This window comes from Streptomyces sp. NPDC050508 (assembly GCF_040655155.1).
Classification (GTDB): Bacteria; Actinomycetota; Actinomycetes; order Streptomycetales; family Streptomycetaceae; genus Streptomyces.
Window position 1 is genome coordinate 540121 of the sequence record NZ_JBFAJJ010000001.1, and the last position, 12372, is coordinate 552492.

Annotated in this window: 12 protein-coding genes; 10 read left to right on the top strand and 2 right to left on the bottom strand. The window is 69.5% G+C overall.

Annotation, left to right across the window (positions count from 1 at the left end):
- Positions 1-51 precede the first annotated feature (51 nt).
- The 6 genes from AB0I69_RS02415 to AB0I69_RS02440 all read left to right on the top strand — a co-directional run bounded on the left by AB0I69_RS02415 (position 52) and on the right by AB0I69_RS02440 (position 6479).
- Positions 52-1488 (top strand): aldehyde dehydrogenase family protein, encoded by a 1437-nt coding sequence (locus AB0I69_RS02415; protein ID WP_363093612.1) that lies wholly within the window; start codon positions 52-54, stop codon positions 1486-1488.
- Complete coding sequence (locus tag AB0I69_RS02420; RefSeq protein WP_363093613.1) at positions 1461-2150, top strand: ThuA domain-containing protein; 690 nt, start codon at positions 1461-1463, stop codon at positions 2148-2150. The genes AB0I69_RS02415 and AB0I69_RS02420 overlap by 28 nt, the downstream gene beginning before the upstream one ends.
- Before the next feature lie 583 nt (positions 2151-2733).
- A complete protein-coding gene (locus AB0I69_RS02425; protein ID WP_363093615.1) occupies positions 2734-3009 on the top strand; it encodes an NAD(P)-dependent oxidoreductase in 276 nt (91 codons plus the stop codon).
- A gap of 185 nt (positions 3010-3194) precedes the next feature.
- Positions 3195-4502, top strand: coding sequence for a sugar ABC transporter substrate-binding protein (locus tag AB0I69_RS02430; RefSeq protein WP_363093616.1), 1308 nt, complete (start codon positions 3195-3197; stop codon positions 4500-4502).
- 154 nt (positions 4503-4656) lie between these two features.
- Positions 4657-5580: a sugar ABC transporter permease gene (locus tag AB0I69_RS02435; protein ID WP_363093617.1), complete on the top strand. Its 924-nt coding sequence runs from the start codon at positions 4657-4659 to the stop codon at positions 5578-5580.
- On the top strand, positions 5577-6479 hold the full coding sequence (locus AB0I69_RS02440) for a carbohydrate ABC transporter permease (RefSeq protein ID WP_363093618.1): 903 nt from the start codon (positions 5577-5579) through the stop codon (positions 6477-6479). Before AB0I69_RS02435 ends, AB0I69_RS02440 begins: the two co-directional genes overlap by 4 nt.
- A 71-nt stretch (positions 6480-6550) precedes the next feature.
- Here the strand turns inward: AB0I69_RS02440 and AB0I69_RS02445 are convergent, their stop codons facing one another.
- Positions 6551-7015, bottom strand: a complete 465-nt coding sequence (locus AB0I69_RS02445) for an SDR family oxidoreductase (protein WP_363094153.1) — start codon at positions 7013-7015, stop codon at positions 6551-6553.
- A gap of 323 nt (positions 7016-7338) precedes the next feature.
- Between AB0I69_RS02445 and AB0I69_RS02450 the strand changes: the two genes are divergently transcribed.
- The gene (locus AB0I69_RS02450) at positions 7339-7866 is read left to right on the top strand and encodes an RICIN domain-containing protein (protein WP_363093619.1); all 528 of its coding nucleotides are present in this window, start codon (positions 7339-7341) and stop codon (positions 7864-7866) included.
- A 253-nt stretch (positions 7867-8119) separates the two neighbouring features.
- Complete coding sequence (locus AB0I69_RS02455) at positions 8120-8263, top strand: hypothetical protein (protein WP_363093620.1); 144 nt, start codon at positions 8120-8122, stop codon at positions 8261-8263.
- A gap of 57 nt (positions 8264-8320) precedes the next feature.
- Here AB0I69_RS02455 and AB0I69_RS02460 read toward each other — a convergent pair whose 3' ends face one another.
- Positions 8321-10273: an SMI1/KNR4 family protein gene (locus AB0I69_RS02460; protein ID WP_363093621.1), complete on the bottom strand. Its 1953-nt coding sequence runs from the start codon at positions 10271-10273 to the stop codon at positions 8321-8323.
- Positions 10274-10658: 385 nt separating this feature from the next.
- Here AB0I69_RS02460 and AB0I69_RS02465 point away from each other — a divergent pair, with 385 nt between their 5' ends.
- Together AB0I69_RS02465 and AB0I69_RS02470 are read left to right on the top strand one after the other, a co-directional pair.
- Positions 10659-11384, top strand: a complete 726-nt coding sequence (locus AB0I69_RS02465) for a PAS domain-containing protein (protein WP_363093622.1) — start codon at positions 10659-10661, stop codon at positions 11382-11384.
- Positions 11381-12361 (top strand): pyridoxal-phosphate dependent enzyme, encoded by a 981-nt coding sequence (locus AB0I69_RS02470; RefSeq protein WP_363093623.1) that lies wholly within the window; start codon positions 11381-11383, stop codon positions 12359-12361. Before AB0I69_RS02465 ends, AB0I69_RS02470 begins: the two co-directional genes overlap by 4 nt.
- The last annotated feature ends 11 nt before the right edge of the window (positions 12362-12372 follow it).

The following is a 12372-nucleotide window of genomic DNA, read 5'->3' on the forward strand; positions in this document are numbered from 1 at the left end:
CCTCTTAGTTTAAGTCAAAGCCAAAGTCTCCCTGACCTCCGTGGAGTCTTCATGACGTCTCAGTTCCCCGTGGCACAGCTCTACATCGACGGAACGTTTCGCCCGGCCTCGTCAGGGCGTACCGCCGACGTCGTGGAGAAGGCCACGGGTGCCGTGATCGGTACGTACGCCCTCGGCGGGGCCGTGGACGTCGGGCGGGCGGTGGCCGCGGCCAGGGCCGCCCAGCCGGGCTGGGCCGCACTCAGCGCTCCCGAGCGCGCGGCGGGCCTGCGGCGGATGGCCGAGTTCTTCCAGGCGCACCACGCGGAGCTGGTCGAACAGAGCATGCGCGAGACCGGCGGGGTGCGGGCCAAGGCCGAGGACGAGGTGTCCACCGGAATCCGTCAGCTGCAGATCTCCATGATCCAGGCGAGCGAGAACGCCGGCGACCTGCTGCCGCCGTACAAGGCGGGCAAGCTCTCCATGTCCCGGGCGGTACCGCTCGGGGTGATCGGTGTGATCACACCCTGGAACTACCCGGTCAACCTGGCCATGCGGGCGGTGGCGCCGGCGCTGGCCTTCGGCAACACCGTCGTGCTCAAGCCCGCCGAGCTCACCCCTATCATCGGCGGCCAGGTACTCGCCGAGGCGGCTCAGGCCGCCGGACTGCCGCCGGGTGTGTTCAATGTGGTGACCGGAGACGGCCTCGACGCGGGGCACGCGCTCGCCGAGCACACCGGCCTGAACCTGCTGGACTTCACCGGCTCCCGTGAGGTCGGCCTCGCCATCGCGGCCTCCGCCGCTGCCACGCTGCGGCCGGTCCGGCTCGAACTTGGCGGCAGCAACGCCTTCGTGGTCCTCGACGACGCCGACATCGACCGCGCGGCCTCGTGCGCGATGGTCGCCTCGCTCGAATACCAGGGGCAGACCTGCATCAGCGCCAGCCGCCACATCGTCACCCGCGCGGTGGCGGACCAGTACCTCGACGCCCTCACCCGCCGCGCCGCCGCCCTGCGGGTCGGCGACCCGATGAGCGGTACGGCGGATCTGGGCCCCCTGATCAGCACCTGCCAGCGCGACCGGGTGCACGCCCTCGTGACGGCATCGGTGGAGATGGGCGCGGAGGTGCTCACCGGCGGCACGTTCGACGGCTCCGAGGGGCTGTTCTACCGGCCCACCGTGCTGGCCAAGGTGACGCCCGAGATGCCCGCCTTCACCGAGGAGATCTTCGGCCCGGTCCTCCCGGTCACCGTGGTGGACGACCAGGAGGAGGCGGTGGCCGTGACCAACGGGCTCCCCATGCTGATGAACTCGGTGTTCTCCGCCGACCTCATACGGGGCCTGTCGGTGGCCGAGCGGCTGGACGCCGGCGAGGTGCACGTCAACGACGCCCACGCGCGGCATGGTGCGGACGACCAGATGGCGGGCTTCACGAAACGGCAGTGGATCGGTCTCCAACGCACACCGCTCACCCTGCCGTCGTGGACCGCCGACCCCGCGACCCGTTGATGGCCGCGGAACGTACGGCGCTGGTGGTCCGCGGCGGCTGGGAGGGCCACTCCCCACGGGAGTGCACCGACCTGTTCCTGCCGGCGCTGGCCGACGCCGGTTTCGCGGTCACGGTCCGGGAGGACCTGGAGGCCTACGCCGACGCGGACCTCATGGCACGGACCGATCTCGTCGTGCAGTGCTGGTCCGAGGGCCGGCTGACCGCGGAGCAGGGCGCGGGGCTCGTCTCGGCCGTCGAGGCGGGCACCGGCTTCGCGGGTTGGCACGGTGGCGTTGTAGCGACGTTCCAGGACACACCCGCGTACCTGCGCATGGTCGGCGGACTGTTCCTGCACCACCCGGAGGAGTTCCTGGAGTACCGGGTCCGGATCGAGCCGGAACACCGGGAGCACCCGATCGTCGCCGGACTGCCCGACACGTCGGTGATGACCGAGCAGTACTGGATGCTGACCGACGCGTTCAGCACGGTACTGGCGTCCACCACCGTCGCTCCGGACGCTGCGGGGCAGGGCGAGCGGCCGGTCGATATGCCCGTCGTATGGACCAGACAGTGGGGGCGGGGGCGCGTCTTCTTCTCCGCGTTGGGGCACCGGCCGGACGACCTGCGCGAGCCCACCGTAAGGGCGCTCACCACACGCGGACTGCTCTGGGCGGCCCGGTGAACCAGTCGGCCTGGAGGCACGTCGCGAGATCGAGCCGGGGCCGCGGCTGAGGGAGTTCCGCCGCGGCACGCGTGCGTGCCGCGCTCGCAGGGGCCGACATCCTGCTGACCGGCTGGGGCTGTCCGAGGGTGGGTGTGCCGGCCCGGACGCCGCGGCTGCGTGCCGGGGCGGAACGCGGCGGGCACGGCCAAGGAGCACCTGGCGGGCCGTCTTCGAGCGGGGCGTCGTGGCCGGACCGGCTCGGCGACTTGGGGCAACGCGATCCCGGTCGCGGAGTACACGCCGGCGTCGGCCGACAAGGGCGCGCTGACGGCGGCCCGTGAGTACCGGCGGCGCCGCGCCGATCCGGACTTGGTCCGCCGGGACCCGGTCTTCGGCGACTATCGCCCTACGGTTGACATGGCCGATACGTCGAGGATAGGGCGCCAGGTGCTGGAACTGCCGCAGCCGTTCGACCTGGAGGTGCTCCTCGGCGATCAGCTCTCACCGCCGACGAGACGGCGGCGCTCGGCGCCCGGCCGGCCGGGTTCGCGGAGTTGTTCGCCGTCGGCGACCTGGTCTCGCTGTACGCCCATCGGCCGAAGTGACGCGCGCGATGGTGGATGCCAGCCTGTCGGCCCGGATGCCTGCCGGCGCCACGCTGCTCGACACGGCACGCGGCGCGCTCGCGAACCGGGACGCCCTGGCCGCGGAACTGCGCACCGGCCGTATCCGGGCCGTCCTCGATGTCACCGAGTCCGAGGTGCGGTGCAGGAGGTCAGGCAGCCCTGTTGTGCGAGCCGACCCCTGCGTCCGCTGTCCGGTGCGGACTTCCCCTCATGAAGAAATCGACATGTCCAAAGAAATGGACCCGTCGTAAATCGGTACGTCGACCATATTGACCCCACCTCTGCCGCGACTTAGCTTAAGTCGAAGTCAAAGTCGGAGCAGGTCGACTGCCGGTCGGCCATGGGTTCAGGTCCCAAGGGGGACCACCGGGCGACGGCCTCACAGGCGGGACGACCGCGGCAGGCCCTCTTCTGACACGAAAGTGAGCACTGGCCAATGAAGACCAGATTCGCCGCAGTCGCAGGCGCCACACTGGCCGCAACACTGGTTCTCGCCGCCTGCGGGGGAGGCGGCGGGGGCTCCGGCAGCGGATCGGCGCCGACCGGCGGCAAGGTCCGCCTGACCATGTGGGCCTGGGACCCGGGCATGGACAAGGTCGTCGCCCTGTGGAACTCGACGCACCCCGACATCCAGGTCGCCCTCAGCAACCCGGCCGGCGGTGACCAGCTCGTCAGCAAGATGATCACCGCGCACCAGGCGAAGACCGCCCCCGACATCGCGAAGGTCGAGTACCAGTCGCTGCCCGGCCTGGTGGCGAACGGCGTGGTCCGCGACATCACCGCCGAGACGAAGAAGGCGGTCACGGACTTCGACGAGGCGACGCTGGCCCAGACCCGCTTCCAGGGCAAGGTCTACGGCATCCCGCAGGACTTCGCCCCGCTGATGATGTTCTACCGGGCCGACCTGTTCAAGAAGTACGGCCTGAAGGTGCCCACCACCTGGCAGGAGTACGCGCAGGTGGCCGCGGAGTTGCACAGCAAGGCCCCCGACGCCTCGATGACCAACTTCGACGCCGCCGACCCCGGCTGGTTCACCGGCCTCGCCCAGCAGGCGGGTGCGGACTGGTGGACCACGAAGGGCGACTCCTGGCACGTGGACATCAACGGCACGGCCAGTGACAAGGTCGCCGACTACTGGCAGGGACTGGTCGACAAGGGGCTGGTGAAGAAGAACCCCTCCTTCTCCCCGCAGTGGAACAAGGAGATGAACAACGGCACCCTCCTCACCTGGATCTCCGGAGCCTGGGCCCCGGCGCAGATCGGCGGCATCGCCCCGTCGACCAAGGGGAAGTGGACCGCCGCGCCGCTCCCGGCCTGGACGGCGGGCGACACCACCACCGGCATCTGGGGCGGCTCGGCCATCACGGTCACCACCGACTCGAAGCACCCTGCCGAGGCGGCCGAGTTCGCGAACTGGCTCAACACCGACGACAAGGCGGTCACCGCCCAGGTCAAGAACATCAACATCTACCCGGCCTCGACCTCGGGGCGCGCCCTGCAGATCCTCGACCAGCCGCCCGCCTTCTTCCCGAACCAGCCGGACTTCTACGCCGAGGTGAAGAAGGTCGCACCCGGCGCCCGCAGCTTCTCGATGTGGGGCCCGAATGTCACAGTGACCTTCTCCGCGTACCGGGACAGTTTCGGCGCGGCGCTGCAGTCCGGGAGCTCGTTCACCGGGGCGCTGGACACCATGCAGAACAACACCACGGCCGGCATGAAGAAGCTCGGGTTCACCCTGAACTAGCCCGGGCGACCCGGCCGCCCGGCCGCGGGCTCCTGACCCCCGCGCCGGGCGGCCGGGCCGGCTCCGCCGGCACAACCACCGAAACAACCATCGAAGCAACCACCGAGACAACCAGTCACTGGCACCAGCCATTCATCCGATGGGGACGACGTCGATGGCGACAAGCATTTCGCGGCGGGGCCGCCGGGCGGGCCACAGCCGTCTGCCCTATCTGCTGGTCCTGCCCGCGATCCTGCTCCTCCTGCTGTTCGTGGCCGCCCCCGGGGGCTACGCGCTGTTCCTCAGCTTCCAGCAGCGCAAGGTCAGCGGGGGCCTGCTGGGAACAGGCAGCAGAACGGTCTTCGCGGGTCTGGACAACTACTCCACCGTCATCCACGACACCGAGCTGTGGCACAGCCTGCTCCGGATGCTCCTGGTCGGCGCGATCACCGTACCGGCGACCGTGCTCCTCGCCCTGTTGTTCGCGCTCCTCCTGGACACGGCGCGAGCCCGGCTCACCCGGTTCGCACGGCTGGCCATCTTCCTGCCGTACGCGGTACCCGGCGTCATCGCCACCCTCCTGTGGGGCTTCCTCTACCTGCCCGCGACCAGCCCCATCGGCGGACAGCACCTCGACTTCTTCGGCAGCTCGATGGTCTACGTCTCGGTCGCCAACATCGCGGTGTGGGGCGCGGTGGGCTTCAACATGGTGGTGATGTACACGTCCCTGCGCGCGCTGCCGCCGGAGATCTACGAGGCGGCGAGGATCGATGGAGCCTCGGAACTCCAGATAGCGCTGCGGGTGAAGGTCGCCCTGATCCGTCCCGCCATCGCCATGTGCACCCTGTTCACCGTGCTCGCCGCCCTGCAACTGTTCAACGAGCCCAACACTCTGCAGCCGCTGTCGAACGCCATCTCCCTGACCTGGGTTCCCCTGATGAAGATCTACACCGACGCTTTCGTCGACTCCGACATCCACCTCGCGGCTGCCACCTCGGTCGTCTTCGCGGCCGGGATCCTCGCCGTCTCGGTGGTCGTCGGACGCCTCGCGCAGACCTGGTGGGGCGCCGCCGGAGCCGCCGGCAAGGAGGGACGATGACCATCGACTCGCCCGCCCGTCCCGTGCTGTCCCCGGTGACCGTCGCCCGGTCCGAAGGCCCCCGCCGCAGACGGATAGCCCTGCTGCCCACCGTCGTACTGCTGCTCGGAGCCGTCTACTGCCTGGTGCCGACGCTGTGGATCCTGATCGCGTCCACGAAGTCGCGCAGCGAGTTGTTCTCCACCGCGACCTATCTGCCGTCGTTCGGCTCGGGGCTGGTGGACAACGTCGCCGACCTCTCCTCGTACGACTCGGGCGTGTTCTGGCACTGGATGCTCAACAGCTTCCTGTACGCGGGGGTCGGCGGGTTCGTGGCCACCGCCGTCTCCGCCGCGACCGGCTACGCCATCGCCAAGTACCAATTCCGGGGCCGCACCCTGCTCTTCAACACCATCCTGGCGGGCGTCCTGCTGCCGCAGGTCGTGCTGGCCGTGCCGCAGTACCTGCTGCTCGCTCGGGTCGGTATCACCGACAGCTACGCGGCGGTGATCCTGCCCCAGCTCTTCAACCCCTACGGCATATACCTGTGCCGGATCTACGCGACCGCCTCCGTACCCGACTCACTGCTCGACGCCGGGCGGATGGACGGGGCGAGCGAGTGGCGGATGTTCTCCGCGATCGGGCTGCGGCTGATGGCACCCGGACTGATCACCGTCTTCCTCCTCCAGTTCATCGTCATCTGGAACAACTTCCTGCTGCCCTTCGTCATGGTGACGAACGACAACAAGTTCCCGCTGACGGTCGGCCTGTACAGCCTGCTGCGCCACGGCGCCAACGAGGCGTCCCTGTACTCGCTGGTGATCACCGGCACACTGCTGTCCGTCGTCCCGGTCATCGCCCTCTTCCTGTCCTTGCAGCGGTACTGGCGTATCGACCTGGTGACCGGTGGCCTGAAGTAGGCGGACGTACCTGTCGTGACGACATCGGCTCGCGGAGCTGGGCTTCAGGAGGCCCCGGGCAGTAAGGCGGATCAGTCGCCGTCCACCACGAGGATGGCGCCCGTGACGTAGGACGCCTCGGCGGAGACGAGGAACAGGGCGCACCGGGCGACCTCCTCGGGTGCGCCTACACGGCCCATGGGGTTGGCCCGGGCGATGGTGCGCATCGGATGGTCGGGGGCGAGCATGTCGCCCTCGGCGGCCAGTTGCCTGGTCATCGCGACGACGCCGCCCTTGGTGGCGGTGTGCGCGATGCGGGTGTTGGTGAGGGAGCCGGTCAGACCGGCGGTGGAGCCGACGAGCAGGATGCTGCCGCCGCCGCGGGCCACCAGGTGCGGCCATGCGTGCTTGGTGACGAGGAAGACGATGTCGAGTTCGTTGCGGTCGGTGAACGACCAGTCCGCGTAGGACGTTTCGGCGACCGGTGAGAACCGCGTCGTGCCCGCGTTGTTGTAGACGATGTCGATGCCGCCGTGGCGGTAGGCGGCCTCGTCGATCCACTCCGCGACCCCCTCTCGTCGGCGAGGTCGAGCGGATGGGTGCTGTCCATGACGCCCCGGCGGCGCGGACCGGCGCCACTGTCTCGGCGGCGCCGGCGGCGTTCACGTCCGTGCCTGCGACGGTCGCGCCCTCTTCACGGTCTTCATGGACGTGCTGCTGTGTGCCGTTCCGCTGAACGGAACAGGGCGCGACAGCCGGATTCTGGAGAAGCACGCTGGCCGCAGGAAGCCCGGAGCAGGTCATCGACGGACCGGCTGAGGCCGATTTCATGGGCGGCCACGGGGGTATCGCGAATCATCGAACCGCGAGGTGTGTGCAAATGTTCAAACTAGCCCGGCACAGAGCCGCGTTGCTGCTTGCCGCAGTGGTCACGACAGTGTTCGCTTCCCTGTCGTTCGCCGCACCTGCGCAGGCTGCGACCGGCCCGTTCCAGATCAAGAATTATGGAAGCGGTCTTTGTGTCCAGACCGACCACACCGACAACGGCGCCGACATCCAGGTCGAACAGGAGTCGTGCGATCGGTCCAACCCCGCCCAGCTGTGGTTCTTCGATGCACTCGGCGGCGGCGACTACCACATCGTGAACGTTCAGACGTTCAACTGCCTGCGGGCCATTGCCAATTCCGATGGCGCTCAGGTTCAGACCATCGACTGTACGACCATCAGTGACGAGCGGTGGGGCGTCGCCGGTTCGCTCCCCACGACCGTCCCGCACCAGATCATTTCCCACATCAGCGGTGGGAACCGGTGCCTGGACGTGCAGAACGGATCCACGTCGCCCGACGCGAAGATCCAGCTTTATCACTGCGTGACCGACACCGCCGCACAGGTATTCACCATTACCTGACGCGCAGGTGTGACAGAGCCGCCTGCCAACCCACGGCTGCGAAGTCTGGTTCACATGTTCCCGAAAGCGGCATCCGTGAGAAGCGATGCTCGCGGATGCCGCCGCCGACGACCGGGCACAGCCTTTCACAAGGTGATCAATACGGGTTGTTCGGTGATGCGCAACGTACGTGGGCATCGGCCTGGTGGCCGCCGGCCTCGGAGTGGGAGGCAGCGTCATGACGGTTCCCCTGCTACGACGAAGGGGCCTCCCCATGGCCGAGGCGACCGCTATGGCCAACCCCCTCAGCGTCCCGGTCGCGGTGGCCGGCAGCCTCGTCTATGCCCTCGCCCCCACCGCCCCGCCGGCCCAGGGCAGCTCGGTTACGTCGTCCTGCTCGTGGTCGTCCTGGTCGTGATGGTGGTCATGGGAACGTGACGCGGTGTTCCCGCGAACTCCTGGTCTCGGGTCCTGCTCACGGGCCGTCCGCCGGGTGTGTGGCTGCCTGGTGAATGCGGATCACCGCGTACGTCTCGCCGTTCCTTGGCGGTCGAGTCCATGAGCGGGTGGTGAAGGTGTGCAGCCGCCCGTTCGAGATGGCATGACGTGGTAGGGACGCACCGAACTCCCCGGCCACCGTTTCCAGCAGCGACTGTTCTGCTTCGGTCCTGTCCTCCGGGCCGCCGAAGAACCGGCTCGGATCCAGCGTCTGCGGTATTTCACCGCTCTGGTGGATCTCTCCGTCCGCGTACGTGAACGCGTATTCCTCGGCACCGTCTCGTGCCACCGAGAGGTGGAAGAACGGTGTCCCGTGCCGTGTCCTCAAGCCGCTCCACACCACCACCGCGCGGGTGCCCGCGCTGGCGGTCGAGGCCGGGGAGACGAACCGCCGGCGGTCGAACTGTGCGGGAGCGCCGTCGAAGGCGAAGCTCCAGCCGGTCCCGGCCCGGCCGACTGCCATGAGAGCCCTGTCGTCGTAGGACGAGAACTCCCGCTGGTTGCGCGTCGATCTGTGGCGCGCCTCCCAGAGGGTCTGGGGTTCGTTCAGCGCGATGCCGGCGCCGTTCCTGTCCGCGTCCCCGTCCCTGTCACCGTCCGTGAGGCGTCGGGGCAACTCTTCCGGCTCCGTACCTTCCACCAGGACGAACCGGTAGGACGTGCGGTTGTTGCCCGGGTCCGGTTCCGCGAGCCACGACAGGTTGTCCGGGTCGAGCCCGGCCGTCGGCCTTGGCGCCTCGCCGGCCTGCCCGCCCCTCGGCGTGGACAGCAGCTCGCGGCCCCGCTCCGGGGTCAGCAGCGGCCCGAGCAAGGGGTCGGCCACCCACCCCAGCGGCGCCAGATGGTCCGGTCCCAATGGCTCCCACAGCGGAAGAGCGTCCCTCAGCGTCCGCCATGCCCCGTCGGTGTCGCCCCACCGCGCCAACTCCCGGGCCCGCTCGACCGCTTCGCCGTACGGTCCGGCCGCCGTGTACCGGTACGTGCCGTTCCTCACCTGATCCAGCATCGAGTGAGCCAGTGACACCAGGTCGTCGTCGGCGCCCCGCTGGTGGAACCTCAGTGTGGAGTCGTCCCGGTACGAGTGCGCCGCGTGCTCGGCGACCAGCGGTGGCAGCAGCTCGGGCGCGTACCGCGGGTCCGTCACGAGTCCGTCGAAGTACACCATGTAGGTCTGCCCGAGCAGTCGGCGTATCTGGTCCCCCAGCCCGGCGGCCCGCGCTCTGCCGTACCCCTTGGCCTCGTCCAGCGTCTTCGCGGCCTGTTCCCAACCGCCGCGTAGCGCCTCCAGCCGGGCCTCCTCCACCAGAGCGTCCAGCTTTCGCGTCGTGTCGTTGGCGAACGCCGGCTCCCCGTCGCCCCGGCGCGCCCCCAGACTGTGGAACTCCCGGTACATGTCCCGCATGAACGCAGGGAAGTTCGCGTGCCGTTCGGGCGGCTCGGCCCGCCAGCTCGCCCACGTGTACACGGCCCACTCACCGTTCTCGTCCACGTCCTCGGGATCCAAGAGGACGTGCGTGATGTCGGACTCGATGTCGAGCTGCAGCCCGCGCCGCCAGATGTCACCCGCCCGCCGCTCCTCGAGCCCGGCGTCCTCGTCGAGGTCCTCCTCGAACATGTCGGCGAGTCCTGACTCGTTGTTGTGCCAGTGCGCGTTCTCGGTCCCCGCCAGCAGCCACACGAACCCGCCCGCGTGCCGCCACCCGTCGCTGACCTTGAGGAACTCCCGGTACGACGGGGGCATCCGTCGGCCGAGGCGCTCCTCCATGGCTGCGATCCGCTCCTCCGACGCGGACGGGAACCCCAGCCAGCGCGCCTGCCGCGCGGCCTCGTCGTCCTCGCCGCGCGTCTCACCGTCCGCCAGGGAATCCGCCCACTCCCCACTCCACCTGAGCAGGAAGGGCCGCCAGTCGAATGCCGTGGAATCCGTCATACGCCCGATGCTGCCACCCACCACTGACAGTGCCCGCTGTTTCCGTGACGGGGTACAGGCGCCGGGCCTTGGTACCGCCTCAGCCGGGCATGCGTCCGGGCTCTCCCGCGTGAGCAGAGGCCTGGGCGTTGAGGGGCGCGACGAGCGACGAACATGGGCCGGCGCGTGACGACACTGGACAGCACTCCCGGTCCGCCCCCCCAACTCGGGCGGAATGGACGGAGTGCGCCGGGCCGTCCAACCCCGCGCGACCGTGCGAGGGACTGTCGGATCACTGACCACGGACCAGCCAGCCCGCCAGTCCACCATGGGCGAGTGCTGGACTGTGAGTATAGTGATTGGACACACAGTCCGAGCAGACCAAAGGGCGGGAGAAGAGATGGCGATGCCGGACAACCCCCCGCCCCTGAACGCGGAACGGGACGCGATCGTCGCCGCATTGGCGCCCGTCGTCGATGGCATCGCGGCAACGTTCGGACCCGTCTGTGAAGTGGTGCTGCACGACTACCGGCGTCCGGAGCAGTCGGTGGTCGTCGTCGCCGGAGCCGTGACCGGACGGTCGGTGGGCGGGGCGATGAGTGAGATCGGGCTGCGGATGCTGGCCCGCGGGGACGAGGCCGTCGACGAGCTGAACTACCTCACCCGGACCAAGGGCGGTCAACTGCTCAAGTCGTCCACGATCGTGCTGCGGGACTCCACGGGCGCGGTGTTCGGCGCGCTGTGCGTCAACGTCGACGTCACCGCCGTACAGCAGGCGCAGGCCGTGCTGGCCGGGATCGGCAGCATCGGCGGAGCCGCTTGTGGCGGCGCGGCCGGGGCGGCGGCCACCACCACCTTCGGCAACGACATCGACTCCGTCGTCGAGGCCATCGTCGACGCCCACCAGCTCCGGCAGAGCAGGACCTGGGTCCAACTCGACCGTACCCAGCGGCTGGAGCTGTTCCGCAGCCTCGACGAGCACGGGGTGTTCGCCGTGCGTCGGGCCGTCGAGCAGGTCGCCGCCCGGCTGGGTATCTCCCGGGCCTCCGCCTACAGCTATCTCTCCCAGGCGCGGGCCGTGACCGGCACCCCCGCCCCTTCTGACTCCGCTTCCGATGGAGGAGCCGCGTGACGACCACCACCCCGCCCATCACCCTCGACGACGTCCGTGACGCCGCCGCGCGGATCAAGGGCGTCGCCCACCGCACACCGGTGCTGCGCTCGCGCACCCTCGACGCGCTCGTCGGCGCCGAAGTGTTCCTGAAGTGCGAGAACTTCCAGCGGATCGGCGCCTTCAAGTTCCGCGGCGCATACAACGCGGCCTCCCGGCTGACTCCCGAGGAGCTGGCCCGGGGCATCGCCGCCTACTCGTCCGGCAACCACGCCCAGGCCGTCGCCCTCGCCGCCCGGGAACTCGGCACCACCGCGGTGATCCTCATGCCCGAGGACGTCCCGGCCTCGAAGCGCGCCGCCACCGAGGGATACGGCGCCGAGGTCGTCACCTACGACCGTTACGGCAGCGACCGGGTGGCCATCGGGGAGGCCCTCGCCGCCGAGCGGGGGCTCGCCCTCATCCCGCCCTACGAGCACCCGCACGTCATGGCGGGGCAGGGCACGGCGGCACTCGAACTCGTCGAGGAAGTAGGGGAGTTGGACTCCGTGCTGGTGCCCGTGGGCGGCGGCGGGCTGATCGCCGGGACGGCCACCGCCGTCAAGGGGCTGCACCCGGGCACCCGCGTGATCGGCGTCGAACCGGAGGCCGGGGACGACACCAAGCGGTCCCTGGAGGCGGGTCGGCGCGTGTCCATCCCGGTGCCGCGCACCATCGCGGACGGGCAGGCAGCCGACACACCCGGTGAGTTGACCTTCTCCGTGAACCGACGGCTGGTCGACGAGATCGCGCTGGTCGGCGACGAGGAGATCAAGGACGCGATGCGGTTCGCCTTCGAGCGGCTGAAGATCGTCGTCGAACCCAGCGGTGCCACCCCGCTGGCCGCGCTCCTCGCCGGGCGCGCGGGCCGGCTTTCCGGCCGGGTGGGGATGATCGTCTCGGGCGGCAACATCGACAGCGAGCGGTTCGCCCGGTTGTGTGCCAGCGGCTCGTCCTGACCGTGCCCAAG